Source organism: Streptomyces californicus (genome assembly GCF_000717645.1).
Lineage (GTDB): Bacteria > Actinomycetota > Actinomycetes > Streptomycetales > Streptomycetaceae > Streptomyces > Streptomyces californicus.
This window is the reverse complement of sequence record NZ_JNZZ01000008.1, coordinates 227,783-242,070: the sequence shown is the minus strand read 5'-3', so window position 1 is coordinate 242,070 and position 14,288 is coordinate 227,783. Positions and strand designations below refer to the sequence as shown.

Annotated in this window: 13 protein-coding genes; all 13 read right to left on the bottom strand. The window is 74.3% G+C overall.

The window, feature by feature from the left end; genetic code table 11:
* Positions 1-100: 100 nt before the first annotated feature.
* Positions 101-928 carry an NmrA family NAD(P)-binding protein gene (locus tag IF19_RS0113040; RefSeq protein ID WP_030113451.1) on the bottom strand — a complete coding sequence of 276 codons (828 nt, stop codon included), beginning with the start codon at positions 926-928 and terminating at the stop codon, positions 101-103.
* Positions 929-1,123: 195 nt separating this feature from the next.
* Positions 1,124-2,140: an alpha/beta hydrolase gene (locus IF19_RS0113035; RefSeq protein WP_030113452.1), complete on the bottom strand. Its 1,017-nt coding sequence runs from the start codon at positions 2,138-2,140 to the stop codon at positions 1,124-1,126.
* A gap of 123 nt (positions 2,141-2,263) precedes the next feature.
* Positions 2,264-3,505: a kynureninase gene (kynU, locus tag IF19_RS0113030; RefSeq protein ID WP_030113453.1), complete on the bottom strand. Its 1,242-nt coding sequence runs from the start codon at positions 3,503-3,505 to the stop codon at positions 2,264-2,266.
* On the bottom strand, positions 3,498-4,346 hold the full coding sequence (locus tag IF19_RS0113025; RefSeq protein WP_030113454.1) for a tryptophan 2,3-dioxygenase family protein: 849 nt from the start codon (positions 4,344-4,346) through the stop codon (positions 3,498-3,500). The genes kynU and IF19_RS0113025 overlap by 8 nt, the downstream gene beginning before the upstream one ends.
* 173 nt (positions 4,347-4,519) lie before the next feature.
* Positions 4,520-4,933, bottom strand: coding sequence for a DUF3151 domain-containing protein (locus tag IF19_RS0113020; RefSeq protein ID WP_006126322.1), 414 nt, complete (start codon positions 4,931-4,933; stop codon positions 4,520-4,522).
* A 276-nt stretch (positions 4,934-5,209) separates the two neighbouring features.
* Positions 5,210-6,718 (bottom strand): MFS transporter, encoded by a 1,509-nt coding sequence (locus tag IF19_RS0113015; RefSeq protein ID WP_030276286.1) that lies wholly within the window; start codon positions 6,716-6,718, stop codon positions 5,210-5,212.
* A gap of 77 nt (positions 6,719-6,795) precedes the next feature.
* Positions 6,796-7,959 carry a MalY/PatB family protein gene (locus IF19_RS0113010; RefSeq protein WP_030113457.1) on the bottom strand — a complete coding sequence of 388 codons (1,164 nt, stop codon included), beginning with the start codon at positions 7,957-7,959 and terminating at the stop codon, positions 6,796-6,798.
* Positions 7,960-8,056: 97 nt separating this feature from the next.
* On the bottom strand, positions 8,057-9,088 hold the full coding sequence (gene fbaA / locus IF19_RS0113005; protein WP_030189383.1) for a class II fructose-bisphosphate aldolase: 1,032 nt from the start codon (positions 9,086-9,088) through the stop codon (positions 8,057-8,059).
* Between the two features lie 212 nt (positions 9,089-9,300).
* On the bottom strand, positions 9,301-9,840 hold the full coding sequence (gene pyrE, locus IF19_RS0113000) for an orotate phosphoribosyltransferase (protein ID WP_030113460.1): 540 nt from the start codon (positions 9,838-9,840) through the stop codon (positions 9,301-9,303).
* Between the two features lie 49 nt (positions 9,841-9,889).
* Complete coding sequence (locus IF19_RS0112995; protein ID WP_030113461.1) at positions 9,890-10,696, bottom strand: aldose epimerase family protein; 807 nt, start codon at positions 10,694-10,696, stop codon at positions 9,890-9,892.
* 147 nt (positions 10,697-10,843) lie between these two features.
* Complete coding sequence (locus tag IF19_RS0112990; protein WP_030113462.1) at positions 10,844-11,827, bottom strand: SRPBCC domain-containing protein; 984 nt, start codon at positions 11,825-11,827, stop codon at positions 10,844-10,846.
* Between the two features lie 146 nt (positions 11,828-11,973).
* Positions 11,974-13,572: a polyamine aminopropyltransferase gene (locus IF19_RS0112985; RefSeq protein WP_030113463.1), complete on the bottom strand. Its 1,599-nt coding sequence runs from the start codon at positions 13,570-13,572 to the stop codon at positions 11,974-11,976.
* A 93-nt stretch (positions 13,573-13,665) separates the two neighbouring features.
* Positions 13,666-14,187 carry a DUF2617 family protein gene (locus IF19_RS0112980; RefSeq protein WP_030113464.1) on the bottom strand — a complete coding sequence of 174 codons (522 nt, stop codon included), beginning with the start codon at positions 14,185-14,187 and terminating at the stop codon, positions 13,666-13,668.
* Positions 14,188-14,288: the final 101 nt, after the last annotated feature.

Genomic DNA, 14,288 nt, shown 5'->3' with positions numbered 1-14,288 from the left:
ACCCCAGGCCAGACCCGGGCCCGGTCTCCGTTCAGGCCCGGGGCGTGCCTCAGCTCAAGCCTCGATCGTGCCCTCGCTCAGAGCCCCGTCACCACTCCGCTCAGGCCCCCGCGCGGAAGAGGTGCGCGTGCTCCCCGGCCCACTGGGCGAAGGTCCGCGCCGGCCGCCCGGTGACCTTCTCCACCGTGCCGAGCACGGTCCGGCCCTCCGGTGGTGTGTCCCGGTAGACGGCGATCAGGAACCCGATCACGTCCTCCGGCATGCCCTGGCCGCGCCAGTTCTCCAGCGCCTGCTCCTCGGTGAGCTCGACCAGCTCCACGTCCGCGCCCCGCGCAGCCCCGATGGCCGTCGTCTTGTCGCGCACGGTGAGCGCCTCCGGTCCGGTGACCAGGTACTCCTGGCCTCCGTGACCGTCCTCGGTGAGGGCGACGGCCGCCACCGCGCCGATGTCCGACTCGTGGACCATCGCGCTCAGCCGGTCCACGAACGGCTCACGCACCACGCCCTCGCTCCGGATGCCGGGCGCCCACTCAAGGGCGTTCGCCATGAACTCCACCGGCATCACGACCGTCCACGCGAAGCCGCTCGCGCGCACGGCCGTCTCCATCGGGGTGTCCCCGCCGCCGTGCAGGACGGTCACCCGGCGCACCCCCGCCTCCGCGGCCAGCGCGAGGATCTCGTCGCCGGTCTCCAGCGGGGCGGAGAACTCCCCGCCGAACGTGATGAGGTGCAGCCCGGTCACCCCGCGCAGCGCGGGAGCCAGCGACGCCGGGTCCTCCAGGTCGCCGCCGACGACCTCGACGCCGGGCGGGAACTCCGCCCGTTCCGGGGCACGGGTCAAGGCCCGGACCCGCTCGCCGCGCTCCAGCAGTTGCTCGACCACGCGGCGGCCGACCGTTCCCGTGGCTCCGGTCACCAGGATCGTCATAGGGGTCCCCTTCGTCGGTTGCGACTCCGTCCGAGCGGCAACGACACCAACGTAGGGACCGTTGAGGTCACCCTCGGTCCTCTATTGCGGCCCCTCCCCACGGAAAGATCCGGAAAGGGCCGGAGAGGGACCGGAGAGGGACCGGAGAGGGACCGGAGAGGGCCGACAAGGGGGCGGAGAGAGACCGGCAGGGGTTCACCAGGCGAGCTGGGCGAGCTCCTCGGCCACCACCGCGCAGGCGTCGGCGGACGGGTCGATCAGCGGAAAGTGCCCGACCCCGCCGAGCAGCGTCAGTCCGACCGTCTCACCGGACCGGGCCGCCGCGTCGACGTACGCCTCGGAGACGGCCGGGGGCACGACGATGTCCTCGACGCCGTGCACGATCGCGGTGGCGATCCCCGTCGGCAGCAGTACCCCGGGGTCGGCGTGGGCCGCGCGCTCCACCGCGACGGCGTCGCCGCCGAGAGCCGACCCGGCGTCACCGTCGAGGACGGCCCCGGCGTCTCCGTCGAGGACCGCCCCGGCGTCTCCGCCGAGGACCGATCCGGCCTCGCCGCCGAGGAGCTGGGTCACCGCTCCCCCGCACACCCCCAGCCCGACCGCCGTGGCGAAGTCCGCGATCGGGGCCAGCGCGACGACCCCGCGCAGCGACGGCGGAGCGGGCAGCCGCCACGGCGACCCCTCGGGCAGGACGTGCCGCGCCGCCGCCCACAGGGCGAGGTGCCCGCCCGCCGAGTGCCCGGAGACCACGATCCGCCGCACATCGGCGCCCGGCAGCTCGCGGGAGGCCAGGGCGGGCATCGCGTCGAGGGCGGCGGCCACGTCGTCGAAGGTCTCCGGCCAGCGCCCCGCGACCGGCCCGGTGCTCCCCGCCCCGGGCTCCGCGCCGTCGCGCTGCCGCGGGATGTCGTCGCCGCCGCGCCGGTACTCCACGTTCGCCACGGCGAATCCCCGGCGGGCCAGGAAGTCCGCGAGCGGGGAGACGTGGGCCCGGTCGTACGGGGACCGCCAGGCGCCGCCGTGCAGGAGGACGACGAGCGGGGCCCCGGTGCGGCCGTCGCGCGGGGCGTAGAAGTCGACGACCTGGTCGGGGTGGTCCCCGTAGGCGGCGGTCCGGTCGGGGGCGACGGCGGGATGGGCGAACGCGGAGGCGCTCTCGGCCGCGTCCCGCTCACGCGCGGCAGAGTCCGGGGAACCCGGGAAATCCGTCATGCTGCTCAACCGTCCTCTGCCCATGGCCTGCGCCGGTGCCCTGCCCCAATGGGGTTGACCTGCGGGGACGGTACCAGCACCCGGTACCGTCCCCGCCTGGCTCACACCACTCCTGACGTCACATCAGGAAGCGCCCCGAGCCAGCTCCGGCTCCGCCAGTACGTCGGCGAGCACCCGCGCCGCCCGTTCCGCGTCGGCGTACCCCACGTACAGCGGGGTGAAGCCGAACCGCAGCACGTCCGGCCGCCGCAGATCACCCACGACGCCCCGCTCGATGAGGCGGCGCATCACGGGCTCCGCGTCGTCGCAGCGCAGGGCGACCTGGCTGCCGCGCTCGGCGTGCGCGGCCGGGGTGACGGAGGTGACCCGGCCCGCCGGGACGTACGCCTCGACGCACTCCAGGAAGAAGTCCGTCAGCGCGAGGGACTTTGCCCGCACGGCTTCCACCGACACCCCGTCCCACACGTCGAGCGCCGCTTCCAGCGTCAGCATGGAGACGATGTCGGGGGTGCCGACCCGGCCCCGTACGGAACCGTCGGCCGGGGCGTAGTCGGGGGTCATGCCGAACGGGTCGGCGTGCGAGTTCCACCCCGGCAGCGGGGAGTCGAAGGCGGCCTGGTGGCGCTCGGCGACGTACAGGTACGCGGGCGAACCGGGGCCGCCGTTCAGGTACTTGTAGGTGCAGCCGACCGCCAGGTCCACCCCGTGCTCGTCCAGCCCCACGGGGAGCGCGCCGGCGCTGTGGCACAGGTCCCACACCGCGACCGCGCCGGCCGCGCGGACGGCGGCGGTCAGTCCGGGCAGGTCGTGGAGCTGGCCGGAGCGGTAGTCGACGTGGTTGAGCAGCACGGCGGCGGTCCGCGGACCGAGCGCGGCCGGGACGTCGGCGGGCGCGACCGGCACGATCCGGTGGCCGGTCAGCCGGGCGGCGGAGGCGGCGATGTACCCGTCCGTGGGGAAGGTCGTCGCGTCGACCAGGATCTCGTCGCGTCCCTCGCCCGCGAGCCGGGCGGCGGCGACAACGGCCTTGAAGACGTTCACGCTGGTCGAGTCCCCGACGACGATCTGCCCGGCGGCGGCCCCGACGAGCGGGGCGATCCGGTCGCCGATCCGCTCGGGCGCGGTCCACCAGCCGCTCTCGTCCCAGGACCGGATGCGCAGCTCGCCCCACTGGCGGGCCAGGACGTCCTGCACCCGGGCGGGGACGTGGACGGGCAGCGCGCCGAGCGAGTTGCCGTCGAGGTAGACGCCGTCGTCGAGCGCGAAGAGTGCGCGGCGGCCGGCGAGCGGATCGGCGGCGTCGAGCTTCAGCGCCCGCGCGCGGAGTCCGTCCGCCGCGGTCGTGGTGGCCGTGGTCTCAGACATGGCTGCGCGCCGTCCACAGCTCGGGGAACACGTTCTTCGTGGCGCGCTTCTCCAGCCAGGCCACCCCGGCGGAGCCGCCGGTGCCGGTCTTGGAGCCCATCGCGCGCCGGGTGGCGACGAGGTGGTCGTTGCGCCAGCGCCACACCAGCTCGCCGACGTCGGTGAGCAGTTCACCGAGGCGGACCAGTTCGTCGTTCTGGTCGTCGGAGGCGTAGATCTCCGCCCACACGGCCTCGACCTCGGGCGAGGGCTCGTACCGCTTGGTCAGGTCCCGGGAGGTGACCGACTCGGGGATCGCGTACCCGCGCCGGGCCAGCAGCGCCAGGGTCTCGTCGTACAGGCTGGGCTCCCCGAGCGCCTTCTCCAGCTCGGCGTGGACCCGGGGGGCGCCCCGGTGCGGCACCAGCATCGAGGCGGACTTGTCGCCGAGCAGGAACTCCATCCGCCGGTACATCGCGGACTGGAACCCGGACCCCTCGCCGAGGGAGCCCCGGTAGGAGTTGAACTGGGCGGGGGTGAGTCCGGCCAGCGGCCGCCAGGACTCGTTGAGCGCCTCCAGTTCGCGCAGCGACCGCTTCAGGGCGTCGCGCGCGACGGGTATGCGGTCCTCGCGCAGGGCGCGGGTGGCGGTCTCCCACTCATGGACGATGACCGTGAACCACAGCTCCATGACCTGGGTGGTGACCAGGAAGACCATCTCGCCGGGGTCGTCCGAGCGGAGGTGCTGGAGGTGGGTCAGGACATCCGCCTGGACATAGTCCTCGTACGGAGTCGTGCCCGCGAAGTCCAGGTGCGGGGTGTCCGCACCGGTGGCTTCGGGGTCGGGGTGGTTGGTCGACATTTCTGTCTCCTCGACACGAGCTTCCGGGTAGCGGTCCGCCCCTTCCGTGAGGTGGTGGAGCTCCGGTCCCCTGCTCGCATAGTAGGGCCTCCGTGCGGACCGGGCCGGGTCAGGGAGGCCCTCCGCCGCTCCCCGTCCCGGGCCCGGGACGGGGAGCGGCTCGGGGAGGCGGCTCAGCCCAGGATGTCGGCGGCGGTCGGCGAGGAGTCGCGCAGGAACGTCGTGCAGCGCTCGTGCTCCTCGGTCTCCCCGATCGACCCGGCGGCCCGCGCCAGGGCGTGCAGGGCGCGCAGGAAGCCGCGGTTCGGCTCGTGCTCGAACGGGACGGGGCCGTGGCCCTTCCAGCCGGCGCGGCGCAGGGAGTCGAGGCCGCGGTGGTAGCCGGTACGGGCGTACGCGTACGACTCGACGACCCGGCCGCCCTCGTACGCCTCGTCGGCGAGCTGCGCCCAGGCGAGCGAGGAGGTGGGGTACTTCGCGGCGACCTCGGCGGGCGGGGTGCCCGCGGCGAGCAGCTCGCGCGGCTCGGGGTCGTCGGGGAGGTGGGTCGGGGCGGGGCCCCCGAGCAGGTTCTCGTGGATGGACATGGGTCCAGTGTGCCTGCCGTCACGCCCCGGCGGCACCGCGCGCCCGCCCGTGGGGCGGCGTCCGGGACGGAGCCGCGCGCCGGGGCGTGGGCGCACGCCCGGGGCCGGAGCGCCCAGACGGCTCACGCGCCGAGGCTCACCCGTGACGGCCCACGCGCCACAGCCCAGGCGTAGCGGCTCACGGCCGACGGCTCACACGCGCAGCCCAGGCGTCCCGGCTCAGGCGTCACGGCCCACGCGCCCGCAGCTCACGGGCGACGGCTCACGCGTCGCGGCTCATGCTTCCCGGTGCTCCGGCTCCAGCGGCGGGGCGGTGACCCCGCAGTGCACCGCGCACGCGGGCCGCTCCTCCCGGCCGGCGGCGGCCGGGGTGCGCACCGTCCACCAGGCGAGGACCGCGCCCGCCACCAGCAGCCCGGCGCACATCGGCATCGCCCGCCGGAAGGTCGCCGCGAACTCGCCCGCGTCCCGGTACGCCTCCGGCCCCATCCCGGCGAGCAGGGGCAGCGCGGCCACCGCGATGAGTCCGGCCGCCCGCGCGGCGGCGTTGTTGATCCCGCTGGCCAGCCCCGCCCGGCCGGCGTCCACGGCGGCCAGGACGGTCGCGGTGAGCGGGGCGACGACCACGACGAGCCCGGTGCCCAGCACCACGACGGCGGGCAGCACCTCGCTCACGTACCCGCCGAAGGACGCGCTGTCCGGCCCCACCCGCAGCATCAGCAGCATCCCGGCGGCGGCCAGCAGCGGCCCCGCGGTGAGCGGGATGCGGGGTCCGATCCGCCGCCCCAGCTCGCCCGACCGGGCGGAGAACAGCAGCATCAGCACGGTGGTCGGCAGCAGCGCGGTACCGGCCCCCAGCGCCGAGTACCCGGCCACCACCTGGAGCTGGATCGCGGAGAGGAAGAAGAAGCCGCCGAGCGCCGCGTAGACGCAGAAGGTGACCAGGTTGACCGAGGTGAAGAGACGGGAGCGGAAGATCGACGGCGGCAGCATGGGATCGGCCCGCCGCCGCTCCACCGCCACGAACACGGCCCCCAGCGCCAGCCCGCCGACCGCCGACCCGATCACCACCGGCGACGCGCCCCTCCCCGGGGCCTCGATCAGCGCGTACGTCACCCCGGCGAGCGCCAGCGCCCCGAGGGCGGCCCCCAGCACGTCGAACCGCCCGTGCGCCGCCGGATCACGCGACTCCGGTACGTGGCGGAGGGCGACGGGCACGCAGATCGCGGCGAGCGGCAGATTGAGCAGGAACACCCACCGCCAGCCGGGACCGTCGACCAGCCATCCGCCGACGAACGGCCCCACCGCCGCCCCGACCCCGCCGAACCCGGACCACAGCCCGACGGCCCGCGCCCGGTCGTCCGGGTGGAAGCTCGCCTGGATGAGCGCCAGCGACCCCGGGGTGAGCAGCGCCCCGCCGACCCCCTGGAGCGCGCGGGCGGCGATGAGGATCCCGGCGTTCGGCGCGAGCCCGCAGAGCAGCGAGGCCGCCGCGAACCAGACCACGCCGACGACGAACACCCGCCGCCGCCCGTACCGGTCCCCGAGCGCCCCGCCCAGCAGGATCAGCCCGGCGAGGGTGAGCATGTAGGCGTTGACGGTCCACTGGAGCGCGGCCAGATCGGTGCCGAGGTCCGCGCCGATCCGGGGCAGGGCCACGTTGATGACGGTCGAGTCCAGCATCGCCATGCTGGAGCCGAGCACGGTCGTCAGCACGACCCAGCGCCCGGCGGGCGAGGCGACCCGGATCTCTCCGGGAGCGGAGGCGGCGGAGGCAGCGGCCATGGGGCAAGCCTGCCCCGAGGCGCCCCTTCCCGCACCCCCGAAGCCCCGCGGGGCCCCGCGGGGCCCCGAAGCCCCCGCTACCGCACGGTCTCCACGGCCCGCACCAGCGCCTCCACCCCCAGGACCGCCTTCTCCCGGGGGCACCCCACGTTCAGCCGGAGGAACCCGGGCGCCCCGTAGACCGCGCCCCCCATGATCGCGACCCGTTCCCGCTCCACCAGCACCCGTTGCAGCGCCTCGTCGTCCACGCCCAGCGGCCGCAGGTCGAGCCATGCCAGGTAGCCGGCCTCGGGCGGCGTCCACCCCAGCTCCGGCAGGGCGTCGCCGAGCCGCCGGGCGACGTACTCCAGGTTCCCCGCCACATACGCCCGGACCGCGTCGAGCCAGGCCGCGCCCTCCCGGTACGCCGCGATGTGCGCGGTCAGCGAGAGGACGGCGGGCGACGCGAGGCCCTCGGCCGTCTCCATCCGCCGCAGGAACTCCGTCCGGTCGTGCGGGTCGCCGATGAAGCCGTACGACCCGGTCAGCGCCGGGAAGTTGAACGCCTTCGAGCCGGAGGTCACGAGGGCCCAGCGGCCGCCGCCCGCCACCCGGGTCCAGGGCACGTGGACGCGTCCGACGCCTCCCTCGTGCACGAAGTCCGCGTGGATCTCGTCGCTGATCACGGCGACCCCGTGGCGTTCGGCCAGTTCGGCCGTACGGGCCAGCTCGGCCTCCGTCCACACCCGGCCGGTGGGGTTGTGGGGCGAGCACAGCACCAGGACCTTCGCGTCCGGCCGGGCCAGCTCGCGCTCCAGCGCCTCCTCGTCCCCCACCGGCACCCCGCGCAGCTCCCGCCCGAGCCCGGTGACCGCCTTGCGGAAACCGTCGTACGTGGGGGTGTGGACGACGACGCCGTCCCCCTCGGCCGTCCACATCTGGAGGAGCTGGGAGAGCTGGCTGAGGACGGACGGACCGTAGACCAGCTGCCCGGTGTCGACCTCGGTGCCGTGCCGGGTGGCGTACCAGTGGGCTATCGCCGAGCGGAAGTCGTCCTGCTGCCAGGTGGTGTAGCCGAGCACCCCGTGGTCCAGACGGTCCCGGAGCGCGTCCAGCACCTCGGGGGCGGTGGCGAAGTCCATGTCGGAGATGGTGAACGGCAGCAGGCCGTCGACCCCGAAGCGGTCGGCGACCCCATCCCACTGGATGCACCAGGTGCCCCGGCGGTCGACGGCGGTGTCGAAATCGTAGAGCGCGCCCACAGCGGTTCCTCTTCTCTCTCTCCCGGCACGGCGACGGGCCCGGCCCCCTGGAGGGGAGGACCGGGCCCGACACCGTACGTCCGTGACTACGGGACGGTTACTTCAGCTTCGTGCCGGTGGAGCGCAGGTTCGCGCACGCCTCGGTGACCCGCGCGGCCATGCCGGCCTCGGCCAGCTTGCCCCAGGTGCGGGGGTCGTAGGTCTTCTTGTTGCCGACCTCGCCGTCGACCTTCAGGACGCCGTCGTAGTTGCGGAACATGTGGTCCGCGACCGGGCGGGTGAAGGCGTACTGGGTGTCGGTGTCGAGGTTCATCTTCACGACGCCGTTCTCCAGCGCGGTGGCGATCTCCTCGGCGGTGGAGCCGGAGCCGCCGTGGAAGACGAAGTCGAACGGCTGGCTGCCGGCCGGCTTGCCGTACTTCTCGGAGACGCCCGCCTGGAGGTCCTTGAGCAGCTCGGGACGGAGCACGACGTTGCCCGGCTTGTAGACGCCGTGGACGTTACCGAAGGAGGCGGCCAGCAGGTAGCGGCCCTTCTCGCCCAGGCCGAGCGCCTCGGCCGTACGCAGCGCGTCCTCGACGGTCGTGTACAGCTCGTCGTTGATCTCGTGCGTGACGCCGTCCTCCTCGCCGCCGGTCGGGGTGATCTCGACCTCAAGGATGATCTTGGCGGCGGCGGCCTTGGCCAGCAGCTCCTGGCCGATGGCCAGGTTGTCGGCGAGGGTCTCGGCGGAACCGTCCCACATGTGGCTCTGGAACAGCGGGTTCAGACCCTTGGCGACGCGCTCGGCGGAGACGTCGAGCAGCGGACGCACGTAGCCGTCCAGCTTGTCCTTGGGGCAGTGGTCGGTGTGCAGTGCGATGGTGACGTCGTACTTCGCGGCGACGATGTGCGCGAACTCGGCCAGGGCGACCGCGCCGGTGACCATGTCCTTGTTGTACTGGCCGCCCAGGAACTCCGCACCGCCGGTGGAGATCTGGACGATGCCGTCGCTCTCGGCCTCCGCGAAGCCGCGCAGGGCGGCGTGCAGGGTCTGGGACGAGGTCACGTTGATGGCCGGGTAGGCGAACTTGCCCGCCTTGGCCCGGTCGAGCATCTCGGCGTAAGCCTCGGGGGTTGCGATGGGCATCTGACCGCTCCTTGGGATGTGCGGGTGTGCAGGCGTGAGTCCCTGACCTGGGGGCGACGTCATCGTCGCCCCCATCTTCCCAGACTCACCCCCGGGCTCCACCCGGCGGACCCCGTTGGATACCGGACGGTTATGGGTCAGGGGTGGACCGTTTCACGTGAAACGGTCCACCCCTGACGAAAACCGCAGGTCACCTTGCGTACGCGTCCGGCTCAGGCGAGGTCGAGGTCCGCCACCGAGTAGACGTGCACATACGGGAGACCGGCCTCGGCGATGGCCGGGGCGGCCCCGCGCTCGACGATCACGGCGACGGCGACGACCTCGCCGCCCGCCTCGCGCACCGCCTCGACGGCGGTCAGCGGCGAACCGCCCGTGGTCGAGGTGTCCTCGACGACCAGGCAGCGGCGGCCCTTCACATCGGTGCCCTCGATCCGGCGCTGCATCCCGTGCGCCTTCTGCGCCTTGCGGACGACGAAGGCGTCCAGGCTCTCACCGTGTGCGGCGGAGGCGTGCAGCATCGAGGTGGCGACCGGGTCGGCGCCGAGCGTCAGCCCGCCGACGCAGTCGTAGTCCAGCTCGGCGGTGGCGTCGAGCATGACCTGGCCGACCAGCGGCGCGGCCTTGCCGTCCAGCGTGATCCGGCGCAGGTCGATGTACCAGTCGGCTTCCAGACCCGAGGAGAGGGTCACCTTGCCGTGCACCACGGCCTTTTCCTTGATCTGCTGGAGCAGGTCAGCGCGTACGTCAGTCATGACCACGAGGGTAAGCGGTGCGGCGGGCCACACCCTGCCGGGCATCGGCTCAGAGCCGCGTCCAGCTCCAGACCGCGCCCATCTCCAGCGGGTCGATCGGGGTCACCAGGCGGGGCGCGGTGTTCAGCCCGTTCGGCGGCCCGGACTGCGGTTCCACGCACACCGCCTCGTCCTGCTCGTCGTAGACGACCACCCACTCGCTGCGGCTCTTCACGCTCAGCTCGAACTGCTCCGGCCAGGTGAGCTTCACGTCCACGCCGTCCGGCATGCCGAAGCAGTCGTCCCACGGCCCGGGTACGGGGTCGATGCGCTTCCCGGTCGGCAGGTGGTCCGCGCCCCGTTCCTCCTGCCAGGCGGGCTCGAAGGCGATCCGGGCGTCCTCGCCGCCGAGGTTGCGGCGGAACCAGGGGTGCCAGCCGGCCTGGGCCGGGAAGGAGTCGCCGTACGTCTCCACGGCGAGGCCCAGCGTGAGGGAGTCCCCGGTCAGCTCGAAGGTCTGCGTCACCCGGCCCTCGTACGGCCAGGGCGCGGCGAGGTCGTAGTAGAACGCGGCCCGGCCCTCGGCCACGTCGGCGGCCGTGTACGCCGGAGTCCAGGAGGTGTCCCGGCCGGTGCCGTGGATGGCGTGCGGCGGGGAGTTGAGCGGCAGTTCGTGGAGCACGCCGCCGTTGCGGAACCGCCCGTGGCCGGTGCGCCCGCACCAGGGGACCATCGGGAAGCAGCCGTACCGGTCGCCCTGGCGGAGCAGCTCGGTGCCGCCGATCCGCAGGCTGCTGATCCGGCAGCCGTGGAGGGGGTCGACGGTCAACTCGGCTTCGCCGACGGTCAGCCTGACGTTCTCTTCGCTGCTGCTCACCCGACGACCCTACTGGCCCACGCGCGCGATCGCCCGCGGTGTGCCGGGTGGCCCGCGGCCGGCCGCGGTTCCCACGGTGGCCTGCCGTTGACGCGGCTGGGCTCAGGGGCTCGGGCGGCGCCCTGCTTCCGCCGCCCGTGGCGTGGACTACCTCCGGCGGCGCAGCGCCCGGCCGAGCACCACGGCGGAGGCGAGTGCGAGGGCGGCGGCGGGGGCGACCCACCGCAGGGTGGTGTTCGTGCCGCCCGTGTCCATGGACGGCACGGGGGCGTACCGGCCGCGCGGGGGCGCGTGGTCGACCTCCTCGGCGCTGCGCCCGATCATGGTGCGCCGGGCGTGCGCGGCCTCGGCGGTCGGCTCGTCCGGAACGGTGAACTCCACCCCGGCGACGGGGTCGAGCGAGGGCGGCGGCACCGGGGAGTCGTACACGGAACGGGGGGCGTCATCGGGGCCCTCGCCCACGCGGTCACGGTCGCCCCCGGCGTCGTCCGTACCGGCGCCGTCGGCGTCCGCGTCCGTGCCGGTGCTGCCGGCCCCGGTGTCCGTACCGGCGTCCTCAGCTCCCGCGTCCGTACCGGCGTCCTCGGCTCCCGCGTCCCTACCGGCGTCCCCGGCCCCGGCCTCCGCGTCCCTACCGGCGTCCTCCTCGGCCTTGACCTCGGCCTCACCCTCTCCCCGCTCCGCCAGGGACTCCGTCACCAGCTGCTGGGTGAAGCGGTCCAGGAGCCGGTGGGCGGCCGCGAGGGCAGCGCCGTCCTCCAGCTCGGCCAGCCGCCCGTCCCCCTCGGCCGTGCCGCTGTACGTCAGCATCGTCCCGCCGTCCTTCGCGGTGAGGGCGAGGGTCAGGGCCACCTCGACCGCACCGTCGCCCCGGGCCTCAGCCCCCGTACCGGTCACCGAGAGGCGCGGCCCGTCCGGGCCGTCGCCGTCCCCCGGGCCGGTGAGCCGCAGCTCGCCCCGGTACGTGATGGTGTGGCCGCCGGCCCGCAGCTTCAGCCGGCCCGCCAGGGGCGACGCCGACGCGTCGGCGTCCTGCTGGAAGCCGGGCACGCAGCGGGCGACCCGGGCGGGGTCCCCCAGCGTCCGCAGCAGGGTCGGGACGGGGACCGGAACGAACACCTCATGCTCCATGGCAACCGAGCCTAATCCGCCCCCGGCCCGGACGTCAGCGGTTCCGCCCGCCGAAAGCCGCCCCGCACCCGCCGGACCGCCCCCGCGCCCCTCGCGGGGCCCCGCACTCCCCCGGCGAGGTACGCCCCCACCGGCCCGCCCCCGCCTCACACCTCCTCCCAGTACCGCGGGTGGATCAGCGTCGACGGAGCGAGGCCCGGCAGCCGGGCGCCGGCCGCCTCCCGCGCGCCCTCCCGCAGCTCCGGGCCCTCCAGCGAGCGCGGTTCGGGACCTCCGGCGCCCAGCACGACCTGCGGGGCGGCACCCGGACCGGCGAGGAGGAAGCCCCAGTCCTCCCGCTCCCGGTCGTCGTCGCCGCCCCGGTCCGGGCTCGCGGCGAAGCCCCCGTACCGGCCGGTGACGCGGTACGGGCGGGGCGCGAGGCCGCCCGCGCGCACCGACGCCTCCACCGTCCAGAAGGTCTGCGGCCGGGCGCCCAGCGGTCCGGCGTGCACCACCAGCCGCCCGTCCGGGGCGAGGGCCTCGGCGACCAGCCCGTAGAACTCGGCGGAGTACAGCTTCGTGCTGGCGGTGATGCCGGGGTCGGGGAGGTCGGAGACCACCACGTCGTAGCGCCCCCGGTCGGCCCGGAGCCAGGGGAACGCGTCCGCCGAGACCACGGTCAGGCGCGGATCGCGGAAGGCGTGGCCGTTCAGCTCGGAGAGGGCGGGGTCGGTCCGGGCCAGTCGGGTGACCTCGGGGTCCAGCTCGACGACGGTGACCGAGCGGACGTCGTCGTAGCGCAGCACCTCGCGGGCGGCGAGCCCGTCGCCGCCGCCCAGGATGAGCACGCGGGCACGGGGCCCGTTCATGGCGGGGTGGACCAGGGCCTCGTGGTAGCGGTACTCGTCGCGGGCGCTGACCCGCAGCCGGCCGTCCAGGTAGAGGTCCAGGGAGTCGCGGTCGGCGCCGGTCAGGACGACCTCCTGCACCCCGGTCTGCACGGCGACCCGCACCTGGTCCCCGTAGACCGCCCGGCGCGCGGCCCGCTCGAAGTCGTCGACGAGCACGGTGGCCGTCGCCAGCACGGCGATCACCGAGACGTTGGCCAGGACGAGGAGCCACCGGGAGCGGGCGCTGAGGTCGCGCCGGAACACCCACAGGACCAGCGCACCGCCCGCCGCCGCGTTGACCGAGCCGGTGAACAGCGTGCCGGTCAACTGCCCCAGCATCGGCAGCAGCAGGAAGGGGAAGGCGAGCCCGCCGACGAGCGCGCCCACGTAGTCGGCGGCGAAGAGGTCGGCGACGGCCCCGCCCGCGTCCTGCCGGTCGACACGCTGGATCAGCGTCATCAGGAGCGGGATCTCCGCCCCGATCAGCACCCCGATCGCCAGCGAGAACCCGACCAGGACGTACTGCGACTCACCGAGCCAGGCGAAGGAGGCGTAGAGCACGAGCGCCGAGGAGCCGCCGATCAGCGCGAGGGCCGCCTCCAGCAGCCCGAAGCCGACGGCGGCATGGCAGCGCAAACGTTTCGCGAGGAGCGAGCCGATGCCCATCGCGAACACCATCACGGAGAGCACGACCGACGCCTGTGTGACCGAGTCCCCGATCAAGTACGAGGCGAGCGCCACCAGTTCGAGCTCGTAGACGAGGCCGCAGGCGGCGCAGACGAAAACCGCGGCCAGCACGAGGAGCCGTCCGGTCCTCGGCCGTACGGGAAGCCCCGCCGCGCCCCCTCGCAGCGACGTGTGCTGGTCGATCATGAGGGAACGCTACGTCACGGAGCCGTCGCACCTTGTCACCCACACGGGTGTAAGTACCGCGGCCGGGACCGCCTCCGCCCGGACCGTCCCCGCTCAGACCGCCGCCGCGGGGACCCGTACCCCGACCCGCGTCCGGGTCACCACCAACTGCCCTTCCTGCGGGTACGCGTGCCACGTGCGCCACCGCACCTGGCCCTCGGTGCGATGGGCGAGCATCGCGGTGAAGGCGTACGGGCTGCCGGGGAAGGTGCCCACCAGCCCGTGCGGGTGGTCGCTGACGAGGGCGAGCAACTCCTGGGCGCGGCCCGCGAACTGACCCCGGGTCAACGATTCGACGCGGGCGGCGAACTCGTACTCCCGGTCGCCGAGGCGCTTCGAGACGCCGAGCGGCAGCGGGGTGCTGCTGCCCGGCATGCACGCGACGGTCTCGGAACAGGTCGCACCCTCCTCGCGGAGGAGGACCTGATGGGAGGCGCCGAGCAGCCTCATCTGGAGGTCGGCCGCGCCGAGCCGGAGGTCGAGGACCGCCAGGGCGGGCAGCGGCTCCCGCCCCAGCATCCAGGCCAGGTCGGCGGCGCGGGTGTCGGAGTAGGCCGTCTGGAGGGTGGTGAGCATGGGTGGGCTCCGCAAACACATGGACACCTGGACAGCGGGCGCCCCCGGCGGAACGCACGCGGGAGGCGGGTCGCCCGATCTGGTCCAACTGAGGTCCGAGG

Coding starts and splice junctions, on each gene's coding strand:
- fbaA (WP_030189383.1), bottom strand. CDS start 9,088: ATGCCCATCGCAACCCCCGAGGCTTACGCCGAGATGCTCGACCGGGCC.
- IF19_RS0113020 (WP_006126322.1), bottom strand. CDS start 4,933: ATGTCCATCCACGAGAACCTGCTCGGGGGCCCCGCCCCGACCCACCTC.
- IF19_RS0113015 (WP_030276286.1), bottom strand. CDS start 6,718: ATGGCCGCTGCCTCCGCCGCCTCCGCTCCCGGAGAGATCCGGGTCGCC.
- kynU (WP_030113453.1), bottom strand. CDS start 3,505: ATGTCTGAGACCACGGCCACCACGACCGCGGCGGACGGACTCCGCGCG.
- IF19_RS0112990 (WP_030113462.1), bottom strand. CDS start 11,827: ATGGAGCATGAGGTGTTCGTTCCGGTCCCCGTCCCGACCCTGCTGCGG.
- IF19_RS0113040 (WP_030113451.1), bottom strand. CDS start 928: ATGACGATCCTGGTGACCGGAGCCACGGGAACGGTCGGCCGCCGCGTG.
- pyrE (WP_030113460.1), bottom strand. CDS start 9,840: ATGACTGACGTACGCGCTGACCTGCTCCAGCAGATCAAGGAAAAGGCC.
- IF19_RS0112980 (WP_030113464.1), bottom strand. CDS start 14,187: ATGCTCACCACCCTCCAGACGGCCTACTCCGACACCCGCGCCGCCGAC.
- IF19_RS0112985 (WP_030113463.1), bottom strand. CDS start 13,572: ATGATCGACCAGCACACGTCGCTGCGAGGGGGCGCGGCGGGGCTTCCC.
- IF19_RS0113035 (WP_030113452.1), bottom strand. CDS start 2,140: ATGACGGATTTCCCGGGTTCCCCGGACTCTGCCGCGCGTGAGCGGGAC.
- IF19_RS0113025 (WP_030113454.1), bottom strand. CDS start 4,346: ATGTCGACCAACCACCCCGACCCCGAAGCCACCGGTGCGGACACCCCG.